Raw genomic sequence first — 25,560 nt, 5'->3', positions numbered from 1 at the left:
TTACTTGATCAGACCATCCAGCGGCGAAGAGGCGCTGGCATAGAGTTTTTTCGGCATACGGCCGGCGAGGTAGGCCAGGCGGCCCGCGACGATCGCGTGGTTCATGGCTTCAGCCATCATGATCGGCTGCTGGGCATGAGCGATGGCCGAGTTCATCAGCACCGCATCGCAACCCAGCTCCATGGCAATGGTGGCGTCGGAGGCAGTGCCTACGCCCGCGTCCACCAGCACCGGAATCTTGGCTTCTTCGAGGATGATCTGCAGGTTGTACGGGTTGCAGATACCCAGGCCGGAACCGATCAGACCGGCCAGCGGCATCACGGCAACGCAGCCGATTTCTGCCAGTTGGCGGGCAATGATCGGGTCATCGCTGGTGTAAACCATCACGTCGAAGCCTTCCTTGACCAGCGTTTCGGCGGCCTTCAGGGTTTCGATCACGTTGGGGAACAGGGTTTTCTGGTCGGCCAGCACTTCCAGCTTCACCAGGTTGTGGCCGTCGAGCAGCTCGCGGGCCAGGCGGCAAGTGCGCACCGCTTCAATCGCGTCGTAGCACCCGGCGGTGTTCGGCAAGAAGGTGTAGCGGTCCGGCGACAGCACTTCGAGCAGGTTCGGCTCGCCCTCGATCTGCCCGAGGTTGGTGCGGCGCACGGCGAAGGTAACGATCTCGGCGCCCGAGGCTTCGATGGCCAGGCGGGTTTCTTCCATGTCGCGGTACTTGCCGGTGCCGACCAGCAGACGGGACTGGTAGGTACGACCGGCCAGAACGAAGGGCTTGTCGCTACGAACGATGCTCATGGGAAATCCTCGAGGTGGGATGAGGTTCTGCAGAATGCGGGTTGGCGCGCTGGCGCGCCGGGCGACTAACCGCCGCCGATGGCATGGACCACTTCGACCTGATCACCTTCGGTGAGCGCGGTCTCGGCGTGCAGGCTACGCGGGACGATATCCAGGTTGAGCTCCACTGCGACGCGACGCCCGGTCAAGTCCAGACGGGTCAGCAGGGCCGCAACGGTTTCACCGTCGGGCAGTTCAAAGGATTCGCCGTTCAACTGAATGCGCATGCCACGGGCCGCCATCGTTTTTAGGGGCCAGCATTCTAGCCCGATTGGCGTTGTCGGCCCAAGCCCCTCGGTCAGATGACCTGCAGGCGCCATGCGGTGAGGCCGAGAAAGAACCAGCCCAACAGGAATGCCAGCCCACCAAACGGCGTAATGATGCCGAGCTTGCTGATGCCGGTCAGTGTCAGTGCATACAAGCTGCCGGAAAACAGCAGGATACCGACGGTAAACGAGATGCCCGCCCAACTGACCAGCCGGCCAGGAATGTGCGCGGCCAGCAGCGCCACGCCGAACAGCGCCAGGGCGTGCACCAGTTGGTACGTCACGCCGGTATGGAAGATCGCCAGGTACTCGGCGCTCAAGCGGTTTTTCAGGGCATGAGCAGCAAAAGCGCCGAGGGCAACGCCGGTGAAGCCGAAAAAGGCAGCCAGCATCAGAAAGCTACGCAGCATGAGGAACTCCAGTCAGACTCAAAGGGCCGGGTCTGTATAATGGCCCGCTCAACGGGTTCGGCCAAGCCATCTCTATGCTGCGTCTCCTCTTCAAGCGTTTTCTCAAAGTCGTGAAATGGTTTGCCATCGGCAGTGTGCTGCTGGTGTTGCTGTTTCGTGTCGTGCCGCCACCGTTCACCGCATTGATGGTGGAGCGCAAGGTCGAATCCTGGGTCGACGGCGAGCCGATTGACCTGCAACGCACGTGGGTGGCGTGGGACGAGATCTCCGACGACCTCAAAGTGGCGGTGATGGCCGGTGAAGACCAGCGCTTCCCGCAGCATTGGGGCTTTGATTTTGACGCGATTCAAGCGGCGCTGCTGCACAACGAACGCGGCGGCTCGATTCGCGGCGCCAGCACCCTAAGCCAGCAAGTGTCGAAAAACCTGTTTCTGTGGACCGGCCGCAGTTACCTGCGCAAAGGCCTGGAGGCCTGGTTTACCGGGTTGATCGAGGTGTTCTGGCCCAAGCAACGGATTCTTGAGGTGTACCTCAACAGCGTCGAATGGGATGAAGGTGTGTTCGGCGCCGAAGCGGCGGCTCGGCATCACTTTGGCGTGAGTGCCAAAGGGCTTTCCCGTCAGCAGGCCAGTTACCTGGCGGCGGTGTTGCCGAACCCACGGGTATGGAGCGCCAGCCATCCAACCGCCTATGTGGCGCGACGGGCTGCCTGGATTCGCCAGCAGATGAGCCAGTTGGGGGGCGATGGTTATCTGGTCGAACTGAACAATTCGCGCAAGGCACCCTGGTCCGACTGATACCCACTGACGCAACACAAAAACAAATGTGGGAGCGGGCTTGCTCGCGAATACGGTGGCTCAGTCAACATTTGCGATGACTGACACTCCGCTTTCGCGAGCAAGCCCGCCCCCACATTCGATCGTGGTATTTCCGAAACCAGCGTTTAGGCGGCGATGGACAGTTTCAGCTTGTTCATCGCGCTTTTTTCAAGCTGACGAATCCGCTCGGCCGACACGTTGTACTTCTGCGCCAAGTCGTGCAGCGTGGCTTTTTCTTCTGCCAGCCAGCGCTGGTAGAGGATGTCACGGCTGCGGTCGTCCAACACTTCCAGCGCTTCGTGCAGGTTGTGGTTGGAGTTGTCGCTCCAGTCCGCATCTTCCAGTTGACGCGCCGGGTCGTACCGGTGGTCTTCCAGGTAGTTGGCTGGCGACTGGAAGGCGCTGTCGTCGTCCGCTTCGGCGGCCGGGTCGAAGGCCATGTCATGGCCGGTCAAGCGGCTTTCCATCTCGCGCACTTCACGCGGCTCTACACCGAGGCTTTCGGCCACACGGTGGACTTCCTCGTTGTTCAGCCACGCCAGGCGTTTCTTCTGGCTGCGCAGGTTGAAGAACAGCTTGCGCTGGGCCTTGGTGGTCGCGACTTTCACAATGCGCCAGTTGCGCAGGATGAATTCGTGAATTTCCGCCTTGATCCAGTGCACAGCAAACGACACCAGACGCACACCCATTTCAGGGTTGAAGCGTTTTACAGCCTTCATCAGGCCGACGTTGCCTTCCTGAATCAGGTCAGCCTGGGCCAGACCGTAGCCGCTATAGCTACGGGCGATATGTACGACAAAACGCAGGTGGGCGAGCACCATCTGCCGAGCCGCCCCCAAATCCTGCTCATAGTAGAGACTCTCGGCCAGTTCACGCTCCTGCTCGGGCGTCAGCAATGGAATGCTGTTGACCGTGTGCACATAGGCCTCCAGGTTCGCACCCGGGACCAGAGCATAAGCAGGTTGCAAAGAAGTGGTCATACGAAAAAACCTCCGACTCACATAACTCGTGCAGTTCAGCACTGCGAAAATTGACCGGGAACCGTAGGACAAGTTCCCTAAACCACTGATACGGTCAATACAAACGAAACCACATTAATCTGACATTAACTACTTCGGCGCCAGCTCACGTAAGTGACGAGCGACCGCAATCCACGCACCGATATACCCCAACAATACCGCGCCAAGCAAGAGTGACAGCCCATCGGCAACCGGCACGCCGGCCAGGGCAAAATCGCTGCCGTACAGGCCGGCAAGCCCGACTACCGCGTCGTTCAGCCAGTCAAGGCCAAAAGCCAGCACGCCCCAGGACAAAATCCCGGCACCAAAGCCATAAAGCGCGCCCATGTACAGAAAAGGACGACGCACATAGCTGTCCGTGCCGCCGACCAGTTTAATCACTTCTATCTCGGTGCGACGGTTTTCAATATGAAGACGAATGGTATTACCTATCACCAAAAGTAATGCAGACACCAACAGCACCGTCAGGCCGAACACAAAGCGGTCGCCCAGCTTGAGAATCGCGGCAAGACGCTCTACCCAGACTAGATCAAGTTGCGCCTGTTGTACCTTCGGCATCTCTGCGAGTTTTTGTCGCAGGGCCTCCAGCGCCGGCTTGTCGACTTCATTTGGCGTTACCAGCACCACGCCCGGCAGCGGGTTCTGCGGCAACTCTTTGAGCGCCTCACCCAGGCCGGATTGCTGCTGGAACTCCTCAAGCGCCTGGTCGCGACTGATGTACTCGGCGTCCGCCACACCCGGCAGGTTCTTGATGTCATCGCGCAAGTTCTCGCCGTCTTTGGCGCTGGCGTCGAGGTTCAGGTACAGCGAAATCTGCGCCGCACGCTGCCAGGAACCACCCAGGCGCTCGACATTATTAAGAAGCAGCGACAAACCCATCGGCAGGCTCAGTGCCACGGCCATCACCAGGCAGGTGAAAAAGCTGCCAATCGGTTGCTTGCCCAGGCGGCGTAGGCTGTCGAGCAGGCTGGCGCGATGGCTTTCGATCCAGGCGCGCAGCAGCGTGCCGAAGTCCGGACCGTCGTCTTCGTCGCGTTTTTTCTTCTGCGGCTGCGGGTCGGCGGCTTTAGGCGCCACACGCTCGGATACTTTAGGGCTGCGTGTTGCACTCATACGCCGGCCTCCCCATCACCAATCAGGCGGCCGCGTTGCAGGGTCAGCATGCGGTGGCGCATGCGCGCAATCAGCGCCAGGTCGTGACTGGCGATCAGCACGCTGGTGCCCAGGCGATTGATATCTTCGAATACGCCCATGATCTCGGCCGCCAGGCGCGGGTCGAGGTTACCGGTAGGTTCGTCCGCCAGCAGCAAGGCCGGGCGGTGAACAATCGCGCGGGCGATGCCGACGCGCTGTTGCTGGCCGGTGGACAAATCGCCCGGATACAGGTCGGTCTTGTCCGACAGCGCTACGCGCTCCAGGGCCGAGTCCACCCGTTTGACGATCTCGGCCTTGGACAGCCCGAGAATCTGCAACGGCAGCGCAATGTTGTTGAACACGGTGCGATCAAACAGCAACTGGTGATTCTGGAACACCACGCCAATCTGACGGCGCAGGAACGGAATCTGTGCATTGCTGATGGTGGCCAGATCCTGGCCCGCCAGCAGCAACTTGCCGGTGGTCGGGCGTTCCATGGCCAGCAGCAGCCGCAGCAGCGTACTTTTGCCCGCGCCCGAATGACCAGTTACAAACAAGAATTCGCCACGACGCACTCGAAAGCTCAGCTCATGCAAGCCCACATGCCCGTTGGCGTAGCGTTTACCGACCTGTTCGAATCGAATCATGAACGCTCCCGCTCGGCGAAAAGTGCCTGTACAAAGGGTTCGGCTTCAAAGGTGCGCAGGTCGTCGATGCCTTCACCGACGCCGATGTAACGAATCGGCAACCCGAACTGTTTGGCCAGGGCGAAGATCACGCCGCCCTTGGCCGTGCCGTCGAGCTTAGTCAATGCCAGGCCGGTGAGTTGCACCGTCTGGTTGAATTGTTTGGCCTGGCTGATGGCGTTCTGGCCGGTGCCGGCGTCAAGCACCAGCAACACTTCATGCGGCGCGTCGGCGTCGAGCTTGCTGATGACGCGTCGGACCTTTTTCAACTCTTCCATCAAGTTGTCTTTGGTGTGCAGACGACCGGCGGTATCGGCAATCAACACATCGATGTTACGGGCCTTGGCGGCTTGCACGGCATCGAAGATGACGGACGCGGAGTCGGCGCCGGTGTGCTGGGCGATGACCGGAATCTTGTTGCGCTCACCCCACACCTGCAGCTGCTCCACGGCTGCGGCGCGGAAGGTGTCGCCGGCGGCGAGCATGACTTTCTTGCCTTCCGACTGCAGCTTCTTGGCCAGCTTGCCAATGGTGGTGGTTTTGCCGGCGCCGTTGACACCGACGACCAGGATCACGAACGGCTTGTTCGGCGTGATCACCAGCGGCGCTTCCACGGGCTTGAGCATCGCGGCCAGTTCAGCCTGCAGCGATTTGTAGAGCGCGTCGGCGTCGGTCAGTTGTTTGCGCGCAACCTTCTGCGTCAGGCTCTGGATGATCACCGCAGTGGCTTCGACGCCCACGTCGGCGGTCAGCAGACGGGTTTCGATGTCTTCCAGCAGCTCGTCATCGATGACCTTTTTGCCCAGGAACAGACTGGCCATGCCTTCGCCGATGCTGGCGCTGGTCTTGCTCAGACCTTGCTTAAGGCGGGCAAAGAAGCCGGTTTTGCTGGTTTCAGCGGCAGCGGCGACCGGCTCCGGGGCAGCGGGCGGCTCGATCACGGCAGGCGCGGCAACGACGACAGGCGCTGGCGCGGGCTCAACAACTGCTGGCGCAGGCGTTTCGATGACAGGTGACGACTCAACCACAACGGCCACCGGCTCGACCGCGAGCGGAATCGGCGGCGTCACGTGCTCAGCCTGCAAATCCTCAACCAGCGCCACAGGTTCTTCGGCAACCGGTAGCTCAAGCCACGGCTTGTGTTCAGGCTCAGGTTCCGGCACCTCCTCAACCACCGGCTGCAACACCGGCTCGGCCATCGGCAACACCACCGGTGCCGGGATTTCAACAACCGGTTCGGCGTCTACTATAGGTTCGGGAATCGGCTCAGGCTGAACCTGTGGCTGTTCGACGACGGTTTCCTGCGGCTTTTTGCGCAGCCATCCGAACAGGCCTTTTTTCTCGCCAGCCGCAGCTGGGCTCTTCTTGTCGTCGTTGGAACCAAACATGGAGGACGGCTATCTCAAAGTAGCGATGCGCCAGGGCGCCTCGGTAAATAAATTCGATGCAGAACAGACTGCTTTAACGCTCGCTTGTTCATGCGCAACATTCTGCAAGGCGTAAATAAAGGCCTCAACAAATCGTTTCAATAAAGGACTGAAGCGACAAAATCGGCGAAAAGTGGAAGATCATCGGGGAAAACCACCCTCTATTCCAACATTTCTACGACTGGATCCGGGACAAGATGGCCGCCGCAGTGGCCGTCCCTAAATCGGATCAGTATCCTAGCACCTCCTCGCCCGCCGACGCTAAGACCAAGCGGGCAGCCCAACAGGTTTAAAAACGAATGAATGCTCTAGCCCGCCGCGCTGCAGGCCTGCTGCTCAGCACAGTTTGTCTGCCCCTTTCAGCCTTGGCTGCCGACCCACAACCCACCCACGAATTCACCCTGGATAACGGCCTCAAAGTGGTCGTGCGCGAAGATCATCGCGCGCCGGTGGTGGTTTCACAGGTTTGGTACAAGGTTGGTTCGAGCTATGAAACGCCCGGCCAGACCGGGTTGTCCCACGCCCTGGAACACATGATGTTCAAGGGCAGCGCCAAGGTCGGCCCCGGCGAAGCCTCGCTGATCCTGCGCGACCTGGGCGCCGAAGAAAACGCCTTCACCAGCGACGACTACACCGCCTACTACCAAGTGCTGGCCCGTGACCGCCTGGGCGTCGCGTTCGAGTTGGAAGCCGACCGCATGGCCAGCCTGCGCCTGCCGGCCGACGAGTTCAGCCGCGAGATCGAAGTAATCAAGGAAGAGCGCCGCCTGCGCACCGACGATAACCCGATGTCCAAGGCCTACGAGCGCTTCAAGGCCATGGCCTACCCGGCCAGCGGCTACCACACGCCGACCATCGGCTGGATGGCCGACCTTGAGCGCATGAAAGTCGAAGAGCTGCGCCACTGGTATCAATCCTGGTATGTGCCGAACAACGCCACGCTGGTGGTGGTCGGCGACGTAACCCCGGACGAGGTGAAGAACCTGGCCCAGCGTTATTTCGGCCCGATCCCCAAGCGTGATGTGCCGCCCGCGAAAATCCCGCTGGAACTCGCCGAACCCGGCGAACGCCTGCTGACGATGCACGTGCAGACCCAACTGCCGAGCGTGATCCTGGGCTTCAACGTGCCGGGCCTCGCCACCGCCGAAGACAAGCGCTCGGTACAAGCCCTGCGCCTGCTCTCGGCGCTGCTCGACGGCGGCTATAGCGCGCGTATTTCGGAGCAACTGGAGCGCGGTGAAGAGCTGGTATCTGCCGCCTCCACCAGCTACGACGCCTATACCCGGGGTGACAGCCTGTTCACCCTGACGGCCACGCCGAACCAGCAGAAGAAAAAGACCATTGCCCAAGCCGAAGCCGGCCTGTGGCGACTGCTGGATGAGCTGAAAGCCAAGCCGCCGACCACCGAAGAACTGGAGCGTATCCGCGCTCAAGTGATTGCCGGCGTGGTCTATCAACGTGACTCCATCACCAGCCAGGCAACGGCTATCGGCTCCCTGGAAACCGTCGGCCTGTCCTGGAAACTGATGGACACCGAACTGGCCGACCTGCAAAGCGTGACGCCGGAAGATATCCAGAAAGCCGCACGCACTTATTTCACCCGCGAGCGTTTGAGCGTCGCCCATGTTTTGCCTGAGGAGACCGCTCATGAGTGATCGTAAAAGCAGCCGCCTGATCTTTCCTGGCCTGGTCGTCGTTACCCTGATCGCCGCCAGTGCCGTGTACTTCCTGCGCCCAAGCGAATCCGTCGCCAGCCAGGCCCTGGATAAAGCTGAATCGGCCAACAAATTGCAATCGCTGGCGGAACTGGACGGCAAGGCGCCGACCAACCGCAAGCTCGACGTGCAAACCTGGGCCACCGCTGACGGCGCCAAGGTGCTGTTCGTCGAAGCCCACGAATTGCCGATGTACGACATGCGCATCCTGTTCGCCGCCGGCAGCAGCCAGGACGGCGACACGCCCGGCCTGGCACTGTTGACCAATGCGATGCTCAACGAAGGCGTACCGGGCAAGGATGTCAGCCAGATCGCCAACGGTTTTGAAGGCTTGGGCGCCGATTTCGGCAATGGTGCTTACCGCGACATGGCGCTGGTTTCGCTGCGCAGCCTGAGCGACAGCGACAAGCGCGACGCGGCCCTGGCCCTGTTCGACGACGTGATCGGCAAGCCGACCTTCCCTGCCGATTCCCTGGCGCGGATCAAAAACCAGATCCTTGCAGGCTTTGAATACCAGAAGCAGAACCCGGCCAAGTTGGCCAGCCTTGAGCTGTTCAAGCGCCTGTACGGTGACCATCCTTACGCCCACCCGAGCGAAGGCACGCCCGACAGCATTGCGAAGATTAACCTCGCGCAATTGCAGGCGTTCCACGCCAAGGCGTATGCCGCGGGCAATGCGGTGATTGCAGTGGTCGGCGACCTGACCCGTGCCGAAGCCGAAGCCATGACGGCCAAGGTCTCCGCGTCGCTGCCTAAAGGCCCGGCCCTGGCGAAGATCGCCCAACCGACCGAACCGCAAGCCGGCTTGAGCCATATCGAATTCCCGTCCAAGCAGACGCACCTGCTGTTCGCGCAATTGGGCATCGACCGCGCCGACCCGGACTACGCGGCCTTGTCGCTGGGCAACCAGATCCTGGGCGGCGGTGGTTTCGGCACCCGCTTGATGAGTGAAGTGCGTGAAAAACGCGGCCTGACCTACGGCGTGTACTCCGGCTTCTCGCCGATGCAGGCACGTGGCCCGTTCATGATCAACCTGCAGACCCGCGCCGAAATGAGCGGCGGCACCCTGCGCCTGGTCGAAGACGTGCTGGCCGACTACCTCAAGACCGGCCCGACGCAAAAGGAACTGGACGACGCCAAGCGTGAGCTGGCCGGCAGCTTCCCGCTGTCCACCGCGAGCAACGCCGATATCGTCGGACAGCTGGGCGCCATGGGTTTCTACAACCTGCCGCTGAGCTATCTTGAGGATTTCATGAAACAATCCCAGGCCCTGACCGTAGAGCAGGTCAAGGCTGCAATGAATAAACACTTGAGCGCCGACAAGATGGTCATCGTGACCGCCGGCCCGACGATTGCGCAAAAGCCACTACCGCCCCCCACTGATAAACCTGCCGAGCAGCCGCTCGGGGTTCCGGAGCATTAATGGCCAGTTCATCTCGCCCGAAAAAACCCGTCCACAACGTGCATAACGGTGTGGGCCAACTGCGCATCATTGGCGGTGAATGGGGCAGCCGCAAGCTGAGCTTCCCCGACGTCGTAGGCCTGCGCCCGACGCCGGATCGCGTGCGTGAAACCCTGTTCAACTGGCTTGCGCCGTACATCGGCGGGGCCAAAGTGCTGGACCCGTTCGCCGGCAGCGGCGCGCTGTTCCTGGAGGCGCTGTCCCGTGGCGCGGCCCAGGCCCAGGCGCTGGATGCCAGCAATGTGGCGGTGTCCAGCCTCAAGGAGCACCTGGGCACTTTGCGCTGCACCACCGGCCAGGTCCAGACCGCCGACGCGCTGCGCTACCTGGAAACCCAGGCGGCGACTGAATACGACGTGGTGTTTCTCGACCCGCCGTTCAATCAGAACCTGTTGCCGACCGTGTGTGCGCTGCTGGAAGAGCGTCAGTGGCTGGCGGCAGATGCGTGGATCTACACCGAAAGTGAAACCGCGCCGTCTACCCTCGGCCTGCCGGGCGCCTGGCGCCTGCACCGCGAGCAGAAGTCCGGCCGGGTGTACTACGCGCTTTGGCATCGCCTGGTAGAAAGCGCCGCCTGATGTGTGGCAAGCGGGGCTTGTTGCCCCGCGTTGGGCTGCGAGGCGGTCCCAAAAGAGTCACCGCGTTCACTCTGCCCGACCGCGGTGACTGAGCCAGGGCCGCTGCGCAGCCCAACGCAGGGCGGCCTGCTCGCCACATGAAGCCTCGCTCTCCACAACAAGTCCGCTCGCTACAGAGATGTCCATGACCCCTTCCGTCGACCTGTTCAAACCCGCTTTCGGCCTCGGCAACCCGCACCTGCAAACGCTGTGGGGGCCGTTGTGGCGTCCTACCACGCATATCGAACGCCAACGCGAACGCTTGTGGCTGGACGACGGCGACTTCCTCGACCTTGACTGGCACGGCCCCCATGACGCGCAAGCGCCATTGGTGCTGGTGCTGCATGGGCTGACCGGCTCGTCCAATTCGCCCTACGTGGCCGGCTTGCAAAAAGTCCTCGCCGCCCAAGGCTGGGCGAGCGCCGCGTTGAACTGGCGCGGGTGTTCGGGTGAGCCCAACCTGCTGGCGCGCAGTTACCATTCGGGCGCCAGCGAAGACCTGGCAGCAGCGATTGCGCATCTGCGCGCCAAGCGACCGTTGGCGCCGCTGTATGCCGTGGGTTATTCGCTGGGCGGCAATGTGCTGCTCAAGCACTTGGGTGAAACCGGCGAAGCCTCGGGGCTGCATGGCGCGGCCGCGGTGTCGGTGCCGTTTCGCCTGGACCAGTGTGCGGATCGCATCGGGCTGGGGTTTTCGCGGGTGTATCAGAAGCACTTTATGCGCGAGATGCTGGCGTATATCCGCGTCAAGCAACGTCGTTTTTTACAGGATGGCCAAGCTGACGGGCTGAAAACCCTCGAGGCACTCGGCTCGCTGGAGAAGATGCGTACGTTCTGGGACTTCGACGGGCGGGTGACCGCGCCGCTGCATGGCTTTCTCAGCGCCGAGGACTATTACCGCCGCGCGTCGAGTCGCTATTACCTGGGCGATATTCGCACGCCGACGCTGATTATCCAGGCGGCCGATGACCCATTCGTGTTCGCCCACAGCTTGCCCGAGGCCAGTGAACTGTCGGCTTGCACCGAGTTCGAGTTGTTGGCCAAGGGTGGGCATGTGGGGTTTGTTGATGGGTCGCTGAAGCGCCCCACTTATTACCTGGAGCGTCGCATTCCACAGTGGCTACTGGCTCAACACGGCTAAAAATGTGGGCGCTGGCTTGCCGGCGATGAGGTCGTGTCAGTTGGCTGATTAAACACTGACACACCGCTGTCGCAGGCAAGCCAGCTCCCACACGTGATCGGATTTCAGACTGGGAATTTAGTCGCCGGTAGCAACTTCCCGCGCCGGGTCGGTAATCCACTCGCTCCACGACCCCGCATACAGCTTGCCCAACGGGTAACCCGCCAAACTCAGCGCAAACAGGTTGTGACACGCCGTCACGCCAGAACCGCAATACGCCACCAACTCTTCCGGCGAGCGGCCCTTCAACCGCGCAGCGAAACGCTGCTTGAGCTGCTCAGCTGGCAGGAAGCGACCGTCACTGCCCAGGTTTTCGTTGAACGCCGCACATTGGGCGCCGGGAATGTGCCCGGCAATCGGGTCGATAGGCTCCACGTCGCCGCGAAAACGCGCTTGGGCGCGGGCATCGATCAAGGTCATGCCCGGTTCGCCCAAGCGTTTTTGCAAGTGCTCGGCGTCCAGCACGAGGTGATTGTCCGGGATGCCGGCAAACGTCCCCGGCTCAACCACGGGCGCGTCCAGGCTCAGCGGGAAGCCGGCCGAGTGCCAGGCCTTGAGGCCTGCGTCCAGAATAAACACGCCGTCGCGTTTGCCCAGCCAGGCCAGCAGCCACCACGCGCGGGCGGCATAAGCGCCGGGGCCGTCGTCATACAGCACGATGTCCGTGTCAGCATTGATGCCCCAGGCCCGCAGTTGCGCGGCCAAGGTGTCCGCCGCTGGCAACGGATGACGCCCGGTCACGCCCTTTGTTACCGCACCGCTGAGGTGGCGCTCCAGGTCGGCATATTGCGCACCTTCGATATGCCCTTCGGCGTAGCTGCAAAGCCCGTAGTCCGGGTCTTCCAGGGCGAAGCGGCAATCCAGGATCACCAGCCCGGCCGCCTTCTGGCGCTCGGCGAGTTGCTGGGGGCTGATCAGTTGGGCAAGCGGCATGACGGACTCCTGTGAACAGATTCGGGAAAGGTCCTACTTCACTTCTTCCAGTGCCTGGTTCAACGGCACGTAAAACTCTTTGAACAAGGCGTCTACCGCCTCTTTGGCCTGGGGCGTGACAAACCCCGCCTCCAGCACCAGCACCTGGTACACCCCACGCTTGATCGCCTCGGCGCTCAAGTGGGCGGAATTTTCATTGGTGGTGCACAGAAATCGCACCCACGAGGTGAGGATGATCCAGGCATTGAGGGTCAGCGCCTCGGTTTGCACCGGGTCCATATTGAGGATGCCGGCATCGACAAACCCTTGATAGATGGCGCCGCCCTGGATCAGGCAACGCTGGGAAAAGCGCCGGTAGCCGGTGGCCAGTTCCGGATCGCTTTCCAGCAGGTGTTCCAGGTCGCGGTGCAGGAAGCGGTAGCGCCACATGCCAGCCAGCACGGCCTGCAGGTAAAAACGCTTGTCTTCGACGGTGACGGCGCGGCCTTGGGGCGGGCGCAGGAAACTGTCCACTAGGACTTCGTATTCGCGAAACAGCACGGCGATGATCGCCTGCTTGTTGGGAAAGTGGTAGTACAGGTTGCCCGGGGAAATTTCCATGTGGGCGGCAATGTGATTGGTGCTGACGCTGCGCTCGCCCTGCTGGTTAAAAAGCTCCAGGCTGGTTTGCACGATGCGCTCGCTGGTCTTTACTCGTGGTGCCATAGGGGATCAGCTTCTGAACACGTGATGGGGCATCTTACGGCCTATCCTTGTCTGGATAAATCCGCATGTTGCTGTAATGACATTTGACAATTTAGAGCAATGACTCTAAAAATCCAGGCAGACCTATAACAATCGGGAACTGCGCCATGTCTGCCAACGTTGCCTACCTGCAAGATTCCCAGGCGCTGGATCAGCTCCAGGACCTGTTCGACGCCCAGCGCCGTGCCTATGCCGCCAACCCGATGCCACCGGCGGCGCAGCGCCAACAATGGCTCAAGGCATTGCGCGATGTACTCAGCGACGAACGCCAGGCCCTGATCGACGCGATCAGCCAGGACTTCAGCCACCGCAGCGCAGACGAAACCCTGTTCGCCGAATTGATGCCGAGCCTGCATGGCATTCACTACGCCAGCAAACACCTCAAAGGCTGGATGAAACCTTCCCGCCGCGCTGTAGGCATCGCCTTCCAACCGGCATCTGCCAAGGTCATCTATCAACCACTGGGCGTGGTCGGCGTGATCGTGCCGTGGAACTACCCGTTGTATTTGGCCATCGGCCCATTGGTCGGCGCGTTGGCGGCCGGTAACCGGGTGATGCTCAAGCTCAGCGAATCCACGCCCGCTACGGGTGAGCTGCTCAAGGCGCTGCTGGCGAAAATTTTCCCCGAAGACCTGGTGTGCGTGGTGCTGGGCGAAGCCGAAGTGGGCATGGCGTTTTCCAAATTGCGCTTCGATCACCTGCTGTTCACCGGCGCCACCAGCATCGGCAAGCACGTGATGCGCGCGGCGGCTGAACACCTGACCCCGGTGACGCTGGAGCTGGGCGGCAAGTCGCCGACAATAGTCTCCGCCGATGTGCCGCTCAAGGACGCCGCCGAGCGCATCGCCTTCGGCAAATGCCTGAATGCCGGGCAAACCTGCGTGGCGCCGGACTACGTGCTGGTGCCCGAAGATCGCGTCGAGGGGTTCGTCGAGGCATACAGCAAGGCAGTTCGCGGGTTTTACCCAACCCTGACCGACAACCCGGACTACACCGCCATCATCAATGATCGGCAACAGGCCAGGCTGAATGCCTACGTCAAAGACGCCACCGACAAAGGCGCCACCCTGATCGCCTTGTACGACCAAGGCCAGGCACGGCGTATGTCCCACAGCCTGTTGCTGAATGTCAGCGATGAAATGACCGTGATGCAGGACGAAATCTTCGGCCCGGTGCTGCCGATCGTGCCGTATCGCGGCATCGACCAGGCGTTTGCCTACATCAACCAACGCCCTCGCCCGTTGGCCCTGTATTACTTCGGCTACAACAAGGGCGAGCAGAACCGCGTACTGCATGAAACCCACTCCGGCGGCGTGTGCCTGAACGACACCCTGCTGCATGTGGCCCAGGACGACATGCCCTTCGGCGGCATCGGACCTTCAGGCATGGGCCACTACCACGGCCACGAAGGGTTCCTTACGTTCAGCAAGGCCAAGGGCGTGCTGGTGAAGCAGCGCCTCAACGCGGCGAAATTGATCTACCCGCCCTATGGCAAGTCGATTCAGAAGTTGATTCAGAAGTTGTTTATTCGCTGATTCCGCCACTCTCGGGACAACAATAACAATGAACCCTAGCCTGACTGAAACACCTGCGCTGTCGCGGCGCGGCGTCTTGAAAATTGGCCTGTGTGCCAGCGCGTTCCTGGCCACTGCCGGGCTGGGCGCCAACCTCAGCGGGTGTTCCAGCAGCACCCCGGCCAGCGGCTTTGCCATGCTGCGCAGCAGCGACTTGCCGTTCTTGCGCGCGGTGATCCCGGTGCTGCTCGAAGGCGCGGCCAGCGCCCAGGACGTGGTCGCCGGGATTGAAGACACGCTGAAAAAACTCGACTACAGCCTGCAGCACCTGTCGCCGGAGATGTTCAAGCTTACCCAGCAACTGTTCGACGTACTGGGCATGGGCATCACCCGCGGCCCGCTGACGGGGATCTGGGGCAGTTGGGAAAATGCCAGCGCTGAACAGATCCGCAACTTCCTGCATCGTTGGGAAAACAGCTACCTGAACCTGCTGCGCATGGGCCAGGGCTCGCTGCTCAAGCTGGTGATCATGGCGTGGTACTTCCGCCCGCAATCCTGGGCCCATTGCGGCTACCCCGGCCCGCCGAAGATCTAGACCTGACAACCCGATTAGAAAATGTGGGAGCTGGCAGGCCTGCGATGGCGGTGTATCCGCGATGAATTGATCGGCAGGCAAACCGCTATCGCCGGCAAGCCAGCTCCCACACTGGTCGCAACTTCGTACAGAAAAATAAGAGTGCACACCTATGCCCGTACCCGATCTATTCCGCGACGGCCTGGCCCGCGGCTGGAAAACCCACAATGGCGCCGCACTCAACAGCGACCTGACGCTGGAAGCCGATGTGGTGATCATCGGCAGTGGTGCCGGCGGTGGCACCACCGCCGAAATCCTCAGCGCCGCGGGCTACAAGGTGCTGCTGATCGAAGAGGGCCCGCTCAAGACCAGCAGCGACTTCAAGCTGCTCGAAGACGAGGCCTACGCCAGCCTGTACCAGGAAGGCATTGGCCGCATGAGCAAGGACGGCGCGATCACCATCCTGCAGGGCCGGGCGGTGGGCGGCACCACATTGATCAACTGGACGTCGAGTTTTCGCACGCCCGACGCCACGCTTTCCCACTGGGCCAGTGAGTACGCGGTGAAAGGCCACAGCAGCGCCGAGATGGCGCCGTGGTTCGAAAAAATGGAACAGCGCCTGGGCATCGCGCCATGGGCGATTCCACCGAATGCCAATAACGATGTGATCCGCAAAGGCTGCGAAAAGCTCGGTTACAGCTGGCACGTCATCCCGCGCAACGTGCGCGGCTGCTTCAACCTGGGCTATTGCGGCATGGGCTGCCCGGTCAACGCCAAGCAATCGATGCTGGTGACCACCATTCCGTCCACGCTGGAGAACGGCGGCGAGCTGCTGTACCTGGCCCGCGCCGAACGCTTGAACTACAGCGGCGACACCATCAGCAGCCTGGAATGCGTGGCCATGGACGCGCGCTGCGTCGCGCCCACGGGTCGCAAGATAACGGTCAAGGCCAGGCATTACGTGCTGTCGGGCGGCGGCATCAACAGCCCGGCGCTGCTGATGCGCTCGGACGCGCCCGACCCGCACTCGCGCGTGGGCAAGCGCACGTTTCTGCACCTGGTGAATTTCTCTGCCGCGCAGTTCGACGAGGTGATCAACCCGTTCTACGGCGCGCCGCAGTCAATTTATTCCGATCATTTTCAGTGGGTGGACGGCACCACCGGCAAAATGTCCTACAAGCTGGAGGCACCGCCCTTGCACCCAGGGTTGGCCAGCACGCTATTCGGCGGTTACGGCACCGGCAACGCGCTGGATATGAGCCAGTTGCCACATACCCACGCCATGCTTGCCCTTTTACGTGATGGTTTTCATCCCGACAGCCCTGGCGGCACGGTGGAATTACGCGGCGACGGTACGCCGGTTCTGGATTACCCAGTATCGCCCTACGCCTGGGACGGCCTGCGCCGAGCCTTCCACAGCATGGCCGAGATCCAGTTCGCGGCGGGCGCCAAGTCGGTCAAGCCGTTGCATCACGACGCGCGTTACGTCAGCACCCTGGCCGAGGCACGCAGCCTGATCGACGGCCTGAGCCTGGAACTGCATCGGACCACCCTGGGCAGCGCCCACGTGATGGGCGGTTGCGCCATGGGCGAAGACCCGAAAAACGCAGTGGCTGACAGCCTCGGTCGCCATCACCAGTTGCGCAACCTGTCGATCCACGACGGCTCGTTATTCCCCACCAGCATTGGGGCTAACCCGCAATTGTCGGTGTATGGATTAACCGCGCAACTGGCGACAGCGTTGGCCGAACGTCTGAAAACAGCGTGAAAAAACAGGTTATTCGCGGTGTCTATAGTGCTTTCTTCTGCATAAGTTGACTTGGCCGACCGGGATGGCTGCGATACCATCCGGTTCCCCAACGGACTCCGCCAGGACGACGCGATGAACCGAGTGTTGTACCCAGGTACCTTCGACCCGATTACCAAAGGCCATGGCGATCTGGTCGAACGCGCCTCTCGCCTGTTCGACCATGTGATCATCGCGGTCGCTGCCAGCCCCAAGAAAAACCCGCTGTTTCCCCTGGAACAGCGCGTGGAACTGGCGCGTGAGGTCACCAAACACCTGCCTAACGTGGAAGTGGTGGGTTTTTCGACGCTGCTGGCACACTTCGCCAAGGAGCAGAACGCCAATGTGTTCCTGCGTGGGCTGCGCGCGGTGTCCGACTTCGAGTACGAATTCCAGCTGGCCAACATGAACCGCCAACTGGCGCCGGACGTGGAAAGCCTGTTCCTCACGCCGTCGGAGCGTTATTCGTTCATTTCCTCGACGTTGGTCCGTGAAATCGCCGCTTTGGGCGGAGATATCACCAAGTTCGTGCACCCGGCTGTGGCGGATGCGCTGACACTGCGCTTCAAGAAGTAATTTTCTGATGAGCGGGCTTGCCTGTGCCAAGCCTGACTTGTCCATGCTGAGCCTGATTTGCCTGCACTGAGCAGGCTTATTGTGGCAGCGGACTTGCTGTGGCGAGCGGGCTTGCCCCGCGTTGGGCTGCGAAGCAGCCCCAATGAAGCCACCGCTTAGTTCCAGCCAAAACACCGCCGCCTGTTTTTAGCGCCGCTTCGCAGCGCAACCCGTTGCAAGCCTGCTCGCCACAACAAGCCCAGCGATCGCCACAGCTCGCACTGCGGGCGCCAATGCGGCACAATTGCGCGCATTCGTTTTCAGATGCCCTGGCTGACAGCCCTGGCAGGAGTTTCCATGTCCCTGATCATCACCGACGATTGCATCAACTGCGACGTCTGCGAACCTGAGTGCCCGAACGCTGCGATTTCCCAGGGTGAAGAGATCTACGTGATCGACCCCAACCTGTGCACCCAATGCGTCGGCCACTACGACGAGCCTCAGTGCCAGCAAGTGTGCCCGGTGGATTGCATTCCGCTGGACGAGGCACACCCTGAGACTGAAGAGCAGTTGATGGAAAAATATCGGTTGATTACCGGTAAGGCCTGAGGTTCTTCAGTGCCTGCAAGGGCCTCTTTGCGAGCACGCCCGCTCCCACCGTTGACCAAGTACCCACATCAAAATGCGGTCGAATGTGGGAGCGGGCTTGCCTGCGATGGCGACATCAGCCCTCACACAACACTCAGCTCTGGCACTTAGGGCAAAACACACTCGCCCGCTGCCCCAACACCACATTGCGCAATTCGCTGCCGCAGACCTTGCACGCCTCGCCGCCCCGGCCGTAGACGAACAGTTCCTGCTGAAAATACCCCGGCTGCCCGTCACCGCCGATGAAGTCCCGCAATGTGGTGCCGCCACGCTCGATGGCGGCGGCCAGCACACGCTTGATCTCAATCGCCAGCTTCAAGTAACGCCCGCGAGAAATGCCACCGGCAGCCCTGCGCGGGTCAATCCCGGCGGCAAACAGTGCTTCGGTCGCATAGATATTGCCCACGCCCACCACCACCGCGTTGTCCATGATGAACGGCTTCACCGCCATCGACTTGCCGCGGGACAGCTGGAACAACCGCTCGCCGTCAAACAGGTCAGTCAACGGCTCCGGCCCCAGGCGAATCAGCAATTCGTGGTTGTGCGGGTCCTGGCTCCAGAGCATTGCGCCGAAGCGCCGCGGGTCGGTGTAGCGCAGCGCCATTCCCGACTCCAGCTCGATGTCCACATGCTCATGCTTGAGCGCGGGTGAACCGGCTTCCACCAGCCGCAGGTTTCCCGACATGCCCAAGTGACTGATCAAGGTGCCCACTTCGGCATTGATCAACAGGTACTTGGCCCGCCGCTCCACCAGCACGATGCGCTGCCCGGACAGGCGCACATCCAAATCTTCCGGGATCGGCCAGCGCAAGCGCCGCTCACGCACCACCACACGGCTGACGCGTTGGCCTTCCAGGTGCGGCGCAATCCCGCGCCGGGTGGTTTCGACTTCTGGTAACTCGGGCATGTGTACCTCGTGAAAAAAGGGTCAGTGCGCGCCCAGTTCGCGGATCGACAACTTCATGCTCTCGAAGTCGTAGTCCGACAGGCCCACGTAATCCAGCACCAGATGGCCGATGGCATTCCATTCATGGTCCACGGCCTGGTTACCCAGCACGCGATAGGACGAACAGATGTGCTCAGCCATTTTCAAGATGGCCAGCAGGTTTTTAAGTTGCGGCGTGCGCGAGGACTCATCGCTGAAAATCGCCAACGCGTTGTGGTGGTTGGCAATCGCGTCGGTCACATGCTCCGGCAGACGCCAGGATTTGGCGGTGTAGTAGCCGACCACGGCATGGTTGGTGTTGAACGCGTTGTTCTCGGTGTCGACCACGCGGCAATCGGGCCCGGCATTGGCGTAGGCCTGCTCCAGCACCGTCATGTAATTGGGGAACCGCTTGAGCATCAACGGCACGCCGCAATCGTGGAACAGCCCCAGGGCATAAGCCTCGTCCACCGCCTGCGAGCCGGTGCGCTTGGCCAGGGTCAGGCAGGTCATGGCCACATCCTGGGCGGTGTCCCAGAAGCGGTTGAGGGTGACAATGGTGTCGTCGCTCATCTCGCCTTTGATCGACTGCGCGTTGATCAAGTTGATGATCGAACGGCTGCCCAGCAGATTCACCGCGCGCTGGATCGAGGCAATCTTGTTGCTCAGGCCGTAATACGGCGAGTTGACGATCTTCAGCAATGCGCCGGACAGGCCAGGGTCCTGGGAGATCAACCGCGCGATCACTTCCAGGTCCGGGTCGGGCATGTACTGCTCCATCTGCAAATCCACCATGATTTGCGGTTGAGGCGGCACGCTGATGCCTTGCAGGGCCTGTTGGATCTGCTCGGCGGAAAGCTCTTGGGACATAAGTACACACTCTGGGCTAGGCGGGGATTCTAACCCTTATGAAGACTTGACCGACACCCAAATGCCGAACTGAAACCGGATCAAATGTGGGAGCGGGCCTGTTCGCGAAAGCCCGGTGTCAGTCACCCAATAGAGTGGCTGATCCACCGCTTTCGCGAGCAAGCCCGCTCCCACATGTCCGGCGGCGCCGCGAAATCATGCACAACACGGTATACTCCCGCTCTTTTTTCCGGAGCGACGTCATGTCCCTGCCAAGCCTGCGTCTCAAAGCCAACGCCGATCGTCGTTTGCGCAACGGCCACCTGTGGGTCTACAGCAACGAAATCGACGTGGCCGCCACCCCACTTCACGGCTTCCAGGCAGGCGACCAGGCTATCCTGGAAGCGGCCGGCGGCAAGACCCTGGGCATCGTGGCCATGAGCCCGAACAACCTGATCTGCGCACGCCTGCTGTCGCGCGACATCAAGTTGCCATTGGACAAGTCGCTGCTGGTGCACCGCATCAACGTCGCGCTGTCGCTGCGTGACCGCCTGTTCGACAAGCCGTTCTACCGCCTGGTGTATGGCGACTCCGACTTGTTGCCAGGCCTGGTGGTCGACCGTTTCGGCGACATCCTGGTCGTCCAGATCGCTTCGGCGACCATGGAAGCCCACAAAGAAGACGTGATCGCCGCCCTGACCCAAGTGCTCAAGCCAAGCGGCATCCTGTTCAAGAACGACTCCGCCGCGCGCGACGCCGAAGGCCTCAACCGCTACGTTGAAACCGTGTTCGGCCTGGTGCCGGAATGGGTCGCGCTGGAAGAGAACGGCGTGAAATTCGAAGCCCCGGTAATCCAGGGCCAGAAGACCGGCTGGTTCTACGACCACCGCATGAACCGCGCCCGCCTGGCGCCGTATGCCAAAGGCAAACGCGTACTCGACCTGTACAGCTACATCGGCGGCTGGGGCGTGCAAGCGGCCGCCTTCGGCGCCAGTGAAGTGTTCTGCGTCGACGCTTCGGCCTTCGCCCTCGACGGTGTTGAGCGCAACGCGGCACTGAACGGCGTTGCCGAGAAGATGACCTGCATCGAAGGCGACGTGTTCGAAGCCCTCAAAGAGCTGAAAGCCAGCGAAGAGCGTTTCGACGTGATCGTGGCCGACCCACCTGCCTTCATCAAACGCAAGAAAGACATGAAGAACGGCGAAGGCGCCTACCGCCGCCTGAACGAGCAAGCCATGCGCCTGCTCAGCAAGGACGGCATCCTGGTCAGCGCATCCTGCTCGATGCACCTGCCGGAAGACGACCTGCAAAACATCCTGCTGACCAGCGCCCGTCACCTGGACCGCAATATCCAGATGCTCGAACGCGGCGGCCAGGGCCCGGATCACCCGGTGCACCCGGCGATTGCCGAAACGCGCTACATCAAGAGCATTACGTGCCGGTTGTTGCCGAATAGCTAAGCAATAAACGCAGATCAAAAGGTGGGAGCGGGCTTGCCCGCGATAGCGGTGCATCAGGTACACATTTTTTACCTGTTACACCGCTATCGCAGGCAAGCCGGCTCCCACCTTTTTTTTTGCGGCACCAGGCACATTTTCTCAGCCGCTGAGCATTGACTTTCCGAGTCATCAAATCAATTCTTCGTCCTCGCTCAAGGACCGAGTTTTGACCAGATGACCACCCTCACCTCCCCGACCCGAAAGACCGCCGCCATCTTCCTGCTGATGACGATGACGGTGCTCGGCGTGTTCCCGCTGGATGTGATCCTGCCTTCGTTTCCGTCCATGGCTGCGCACTTTGACACCTCGGTGGCCGACATCGCGTTGTCGGTGAGTTTGTTTTCCATCGGCTTGTCGTTGTCGCTGCTGCTGATCGGGCCGCTGTCCGACAACCTGGGCCGCAAGCGCCTGTTGATGATCGGCATGAGCATTGCCGTGGCAGGCTCGGCGGGCTGTGCGATGGCGGACGATTTCGGCTGGTTCCTGTTCTTCCGCGTGGTGCAGGCGGTGGGTTGTGGCAGTTTTGTGCTGTCTCAGGCGCTGGTTCAGGACCTTTTTGTCGGCAAGGAGCAGGAGCGGCTGCGCATCGCCATGGTCACGGCGGGCGGCATCTGCATTTCAGTGTCGCCCTTGTTCGGCAGTTGGTTGCAGACCTGGCTGGACTGGCGCGGCAGCTTCCAGGTGTTTGTGATCATCGGTCTCGTGCTGGTCCTCAAGGCCTGGCTACTGCTGGACGGCCAACCTAGCGTGCCGGCCGCCCGCGTTCCCATTTTAAAGGCCTATCAACAGGTGTTCTCCGATCGCCGTTTTGTCGGCTACTGGCTGATCTCTGCACTGGCGTTTGCCTGCCACTTCGCCTTTATCGTGGTGTCGCCGATCATCCTGATGGAACAACTTGCCCTCACGCCTTATCAGTTCTCCCTGGCGCTGCTGCTCTACGGTGCAGCCTACGTGCTGGGCGGCATGGGTGCCGGCTGGATGAACCGACGGATGGAGGGCACCACCCAAATCGTCACCGGTCAGCGGCTGATCGCCTTCGCGGGCGTACTGATGCTGGTACTTGATCATGTGTGGGGCTTGAGTGTGGTCACGGTGATGCTGCCGATGATCCTCTGCACCGCAGGCACCACCATCACTCGGCCCATCGCCACTTCACGCGCCATGGGGCTGTTCCCACAGAACGCCGGCACTTCGGCGTCGGCAGGTAATGTGATCATTTTCATCAGCGGCGGCCTGATCAGCGGCCTGGTCAGCCAGACCGGCGAGCAGGTGATGACAGTGCTGCCCATCACCTTCCTGCTCTTGAGCGGTATCGGCATGGGCCTGAACGCTCTGGTGCAACGGCCTGCGCACGTCTCGTAAGCATTATCTTCACACCGGCGGCCATTCCCTCCGGCCGCCAGCGGTGTAGAATCGACCCTATTCATCGCCAGTCATCCCCCGGCGGGTTTATGAGCTCGAGGCCCAAGCACGCGGCGATCCCGCGACGCGAGTGGCAGCGTTTGGACACACAGCCATTTTCTGAGTGTTCCAGACGCCAATAGAGGCTCACTTCCCTTTAGTACTTGATTAGCCGCCCGGAGTGCTTCATGCCTGATTACCGCTCGAAAACATCCACCCACGGCCGCAACATGGCCGGCGCGCGCGCACTGTGGCGTGCCACGGGGATGAAAGATGACGACTTCAAAAAGCCGATCATCGCGATTGCCAACTCGTTCACCCAGTTCGTACCCGGCCACGTCCACCTCAAGGACCTGGGCCAACTGGTCGCCCGCGAGATCGAACGCGCCGGCGGCGTGGCCAAAGAATTCAACACCATCGCCGTGGATGACGGCATCGCCATGGGCCATGACGGCATGCTGTATTCGCTGCCGAGCCGCGAGATCATCGCCGACTCCGTGGAATACATGGTCAACGCCCACTGCGCCGACGCCATCGTGTGCATCTCCAACTGCGACAAGATCACCCCCGGCATGCTGATGGCCTCCCTGCGCCTGAACATCCCGGTGATCTTCGTCTCCGGCGGGCCGATGGAAGCCGGCAAGACCAAACTCGCCTCGCACGGCCTCGACCTTGTGGACGCCATGGTCATCGCCGCCGATTCCAGCGCGTCTGACGAGAAAGTCGCGGAATACGAGCGCAGCGCCTGCCCGACCTGCGGTTCGTGCTCCGGCATGTTCACCGCCAACTCGATGAACTGCCTGGTCGAAGCCTTGGGCCTGGCCTTGCCGGGCAACGGTTCCACGCTGGCCACCCACAGCGACCGCGAGCAGCTGTTCCTGCAGGCCGGCCGCACCATCGTCGAGCTGTGCAAGCGTTACTACACCGACAACGATGAGTCAGTGTTGCCGCGCAACATCGCCAACTTCAAGGCGTTCGAAAACGCCATGACCCTGGACATCGCCATGGGCGGTTCCACCAACACCATCCTGCACTTGCTGGCCGCCGCCCAGGAAGCCGAGATCGATTTCGACCTGCGCGACATCGACCGTCTGTCCCGCCACGTGCCACAACTGTGCAAAGTCGCGCCGAACATCCAGAAGTACCACATGGAAGACGTGCACCGCGCCGGCGGGATCTTCTCGATCCTCGGTTCGCTGGCCCGTGGCGGCTTGTTGCACACCGACCTGCCGACCGTGCACAGCACGAGCATGGCCGAAGGTATCGCCAAGTGGGACATCACCCAGACCACCGACGAAGCCGTGCATCACTTCTTCAAGGCAGGCCCGGCCGGCATCCCGACGCAAACGGCGTTCAGCCAGTCCACCCGCTGGGACACCCTCGATGACGACCGTGAAAACGGCTGCATCCGCAGTGTCGAGCACGCCTACTCGCAAGAAGGCGGCCTGGCCGTGCTGTACGGCAACATCGCGCTGGATGGCTGCGTGGTGAAAACCGCCGGTGTGGATGAATCCATCCATGTGTTCGAAGGTAACGCCAAGATCTTCGAAAGCCAGGACAGCGCCGTGCGCGGCATCCTCGCTGACGAAGTCAAAGCCGGCGACATCGTGATCATCCGCTACGAAGGCCCGAAAGGCGGCCCGGGCATGCAAGAGATGCTCTACCCGACGTCGTACCTGAAATCCAAAGGCCTGGGCAAAGCTTGTGCGTTGCTCACTGACGGCCGTTTCTCCGGCGGCACCTCGGGCCTGTCCATCGGCCACGCTTCGCCAGAAGCCGCTGCCGGCGGCGCGATTGGCCTGGTGCAGGACGGTGACAAAGTGCTGATCGACATTCCGAACCGCTCGATCAACCTGTTGATCAGCGACGACGAACTGGCCGCGCGCCGGGTCGAGCAGGACAAGAAAGGCTGGAAACCGGTCGAGAAGCGTCCGCGCAAAGTCACCACCGCGCTGAAGGCTTACGCCCTGCTGGCCACCAGCGCCGACAAAGGCGCTGTGCGTAACAAAGCAATGCTCGACGGCCTGTAAGCCTCGCACATGAAAATGCCCCGCCACGTGCGGGGCATTTTTTTGTCTGGATAAACCCTTCAGCAGTAGACCGAGTTCCAACATGCGTGTGTGGTCGAATGCGCGGGCTGGCTTGCCTGCGATAGTGGTGGGTCAGCTGACTCATGCAGGGCCTGACACAAAGCCTTCGCGGGCAAGCCCGCTCCCACAGTTGACCGGGTTCCAGCTTGAGCATGCGGTTGAATGTGGGAGCTGGCTTGCCTGCGATAGCGGTGGGCCAATCGCCTCATGTAGGGCCTGACAAACCGCCTTCGCGGGCAAGCCCGCTCCCACAGTTGACCGGGTTCCGGCTTGAGCATGCGGTTGAATGTGAGGGCTGGCTTGCCTGCGATAGCGGTGGGCCAGCTGACTCATGTCGGGCCTGACACAAAGCCTTCGCGGGCAAGCCCGCTCCGACAGTTGATCGGGTTCCGGCTTGAGCATGCGGTTGAATGTGGGAGCTGGCTTGCCTGCGATAGCGGTGGTTCAGCTGACTCATGTTGGGTCTGACACAAA

The 25,560-nt window shown here is 61.4% G+C and carries 24 protein-coding genes; 13 read left to right on the top strand and 11 right to left on the bottom strand.

What is annotated here, in order from left to right; all coding sequences use genetic code 11:
- The 3 genes from AACV02_RS02630 to AACV02_RS02620 form a co-directional block, all read right to left on the bottom strand.
- Positions 1-795, bottom strand: coding sequence for a thiazole synthase (locus AACV02_RS02630; RefSeq protein ID WP_119737439.1), 795 nt, complete (start codon positions 793-795; stop codon positions 1-3).
- Positions 796-860: 65 nt separating this feature from the next.
- Positions 861-1,061, bottom strand: a complete 201-nt coding sequence (gene thiS, locus AACV02_RS02625; protein WP_015886354.1) for a sulfur carrier protein ThiS — start codon at positions 1,059-1,061, stop codon at positions 861-863.
- A 71-nt stretch (positions 1,062-1,132) separates the two neighbouring features.
- A complete protein-coding gene (locus AACV02_RS02620) occupies positions 1,133-1,510 on the bottom strand; it encodes a DUF423 domain-containing protein (RefSeq protein ID WP_106575688.1) in 378 nt (125 codons plus the stop codon).
- A gap of 74 nt (positions 1,511-1,584) precedes the next feature.
- Between AACV02_RS02620 and mtgA the strand changes: the two genes are divergently transcribed.
- The gene (gene mtgA, locus AACV02_RS02615; RefSeq protein WP_106575689.1) at positions 1,585-2,307 is read left to right on the top strand and encodes a monofunctional biosynthetic peptidoglycan transglycosylase; all 723 of its coding nucleotides are present in this window, start codon (positions 1,585-1,587) and stop codon (positions 2,305-2,307) included.
- Positions 2,308-2,453: 146 nt separating this feature from the next.
- Here mtgA and rpoH read toward each other — a convergent pair whose 3' ends face one another.
- The 4 genes from rpoH to ftsY all read right to left on the bottom strand — a co-directional run bounded on the left by rpoH (position 2,454) and on the right by ftsY (position 6,555).
- On the bottom strand, positions 2,454-3,308 hold the full coding sequence (rpoH, locus tag AACV02_RS02610; RefSeq protein ID WP_003176698.1) for an RNA polymerase sigma factor RpoH: 855 nt from the start codon (positions 3,306-3,308) through the stop codon (positions 2,454-2,456).
- Between the two features lie 129 nt (positions 3,309-3,437).
- Positions 3,438-4,460: a permease-like cell division protein FtsX gene (gene ftsX, locus AACV02_RS02605; protein WP_106575690.1), complete on the bottom strand. Its 1,023-nt coding sequence runs from the start codon at positions 4,458-4,460 to the stop codon at positions 3,438-3,440.
- Entirely contained in the window at positions 4,457-5,128 is a 672-nt protein-coding gene (ftsE, locus tag AACV02_RS02600; protein ID WP_003213784.1) for a cell division ATP-binding protein FtsE, read from the bottom strand. Before ftsE ends, ftsX begins: the two co-directional genes overlap by 4 nt.
- Positions 5,125-6,555 (bottom strand): signal recognition particle-docking protein FtsY, encoded by a 1,431-nt coding sequence (ftsY, locus tag AACV02_RS02595; RefSeq protein WP_119737437.1) that lies wholly within the window; start codon positions 6,553-6,555, stop codon positions 5,125-5,127. Before ftsY ends, ftsE begins: the two co-directional genes overlap by 4 nt.
- 338 nt (positions 6,556-6,893) lie before the next feature.
- Here ftsY and AACV02_RS02590 point away from each other — a divergent pair, with 338 nt between their 5' ends.
- The 4 genes from AACV02_RS02590 (at position 6,894) to AACV02_RS02575 (ending at position 11,529) form a co-directional block, all read left to right on the top strand.
- Positions 6,894-8,249, top strand: coding sequence for a M16 family metallopeptidase (locus AACV02_RS02590; RefSeq protein ID WP_119737435.1), 1,356 nt, complete (start codon positions 6,894-6,896; stop codon positions 8,247-8,249).
- A complete protein-coding gene (locus AACV02_RS02585) occupies positions 8,242-9,732 on the top strand; it encodes a M16 family metallopeptidase (RefSeq protein WP_119737433.1) in 1,491 nt (496 codons plus the stop codon). The genes AACV02_RS02590 and AACV02_RS02585 overlap by 8 nt, the downstream gene beginning before the upstream one ends.
- Positions 9,732-10,349: a 16S rRNA (guanine(966)-N(2))-methyltransferase RsmD gene (rsmD, locus tag AACV02_RS02580; RefSeq protein ID WP_106575694.1), complete on the top strand. Its 618-nt coding sequence runs from the start codon at positions 9,732-9,734 to the stop codon at positions 10,347-10,349. The genes AACV02_RS02585 and rsmD overlap by 1 nt, the downstream gene beginning before the upstream one ends.
- A gap of 184 nt (positions 10,350-10,533) precedes the next feature.
- Positions 10,534-11,529, top strand: a complete 996-nt coding sequence (locus AACV02_RS02575) for a hydrolase (protein ID WP_119737431.1) — start codon at positions 10,534-10,536, stop codon at positions 11,527-11,529.
- A gap of 117 nt (positions 11,530-11,646) precedes the next feature.
- On the opposite strand, the gene AACV02_RS02570 is transcribed toward AACV02_RS02575, so the two are convergent.
- Positions 11,647-12,501 carry a sulfurtransferase gene (locus tag AACV02_RS02570; protein WP_119737429.1) on the bottom strand — a complete coding sequence of 285 codons (855 nt, stop codon included), beginning with the start codon at positions 12,499-12,501 and terminating at the stop codon, positions 11,647-11,649.
- A gap of 33 nt (positions 12,502-12,534) precedes the next feature.
- Entirely contained in the window at positions 12,535-13,206 is a 672-nt protein-coding gene (locus AACV02_RS02565) for a TetR/AcrR family transcriptional regulator (protein WP_106575697.1), read from the bottom strand.
- A gap of 146 nt (positions 13,207-13,352) precedes the next feature.
- Here AACV02_RS02565 and AACV02_RS02560 point away from each other — a divergent pair, with 146 nt between their 5' ends.
- The 5 genes from AACV02_RS02560 (at position 13,353) to AACV02_RS02540 (ending at position 18,283) form a co-directional block, all read left to right on the top strand.
- Complete coding sequence (locus AACV02_RS02560) at positions 13,353-14,780, top strand: coniferyl aldehyde dehydrogenase (RefSeq protein ID WP_119737427.1); 1,428 nt, start codon at positions 13,353-13,355, stop codon at positions 14,778-14,780.
- 28 nt (positions 14,781-14,808) lie between these two features.
- Entirely contained in the window at positions 14,809-15,354 is a 546-nt protein-coding gene (locus tag AACV02_RS02555; protein ID WP_119737425.1) for a twin-arginine translocation pathway signal protein, read from the top strand.
- 151 nt (positions 15,355-15,505) lie between these two features.
- Complete coding sequence (locus AACV02_RS02550) at positions 15,506-17,101, top strand: GMC family oxidoreductase (RefSeq protein ID WP_119737423.1); 1,596 nt, start codon at positions 15,506-15,508, stop codon at positions 17,099-17,101.
- A 114-nt stretch (positions 17,102-17,215) separates the two neighbouring features.
- Positions 17,216-17,695, top strand: a complete 480-nt coding sequence (gene coaD / locus AACV02_RS02545) for a pantetheine-phosphate adenylyltransferase (RefSeq protein WP_003176711.1) — start codon at positions 17,216-17,218, stop codon at positions 17,693-17,695.
- A gap of 336 nt (positions 17,696-18,031) precedes the next feature.
- Positions 18,032-18,283, top strand: coding sequence for a YfhL family 4Fe-4S dicluster ferredoxin (locus AACV02_RS02540; protein ID WP_003213796.1), 252 nt, complete (start codon positions 18,032-18,034; stop codon positions 18,281-18,283).
- A 133-nt stretch (positions 18,284-18,416) separates the two neighbouring features.
- On the opposite strand, the gene mutM is transcribed toward AACV02_RS02540, so the two are convergent.
- Both mutM and AACV02_RS02530 read right to left on the bottom strand, forming a co-directional pair.
- On the bottom strand, positions 18,417-19,229 hold the full coding sequence (gene mutM / locus AACV02_RS02535) for a bifunctional DNA-formamidopyrimidine glycosylase/DNA-(apurinic or apyrimidinic site) lyase (protein ID WP_106575702.1): 813 nt from the start codon (positions 19,227-19,229) through the stop codon (positions 18,417-18,419).
- 21 nt (positions 19,230-19,250) lie between these two features.
- On the bottom strand, positions 19,251-20,063 hold the full coding sequence (locus AACV02_RS02530) for an HDOD domain-containing protein (protein WP_177410058.1): 813 nt from the start codon (positions 20,061-20,063) through the stop codon (positions 19,251-19,253).
- A 296-nt stretch (positions 20,064-20,359) separates the two neighbouring features.
- On the opposite strand from AACV02_RS02530, the gene AACV02_RS02525 reads away from it, so the two are divergent.
- The 3 genes from AACV02_RS02525 to ilvD all read left to right on the top strand — a co-directional run bounded on the left by AACV02_RS02525 (position 20,360) and on the right by ilvD (position 25,026).
- Complete coding sequence (locus AACV02_RS02525) at positions 20,360-21,556, top strand: class I SAM-dependent rRNA methyltransferase (RefSeq protein ID WP_003213799.1); 1,197 nt, start codon at positions 20,360-20,362, stop codon at positions 21,554-21,556.
- A 213-nt stretch (positions 21,557-21,769) separates the two neighbouring features.
- A complete protein-coding gene (locus AACV02_RS02520; protein ID WP_119737421.1) occupies positions 21,770-22,957 on the top strand; it encodes an MFS transporter in 1,188 nt (395 codons plus the stop codon).
- A gap of 227 nt (positions 22,958-23,184) precedes the next feature.
- Positions 23,185-25,026 (top strand): dihydroxy-acid dehydratase, encoded by a 1,842-nt coding sequence (gene ilvD, locus AACV02_RS02515; RefSeq protein ID WP_119737419.1) that lies wholly within the window; start codon positions 23,185-23,187, stop codon positions 25,024-25,026.
- The last annotated feature ends 534 nt before the right edge of the window (positions 25,027-25,560 follow it).

The organism is Pseudomonas sp. Larv2_ips, assembly GCF_963879675.1.
In the GTDB taxonomy this organism is placed as follows: domain Bacteria; phylum Pseudomonadota; class Gammaproteobacteria; order Pseudomonadales; family Pseudomonadaceae; genus Aquipseudomonas.
The sequence above is the reverse complement of the archived record's forward strand: the minus strand, read 5'-3'. Positions and strand labels throughout refer to the sequence as shown.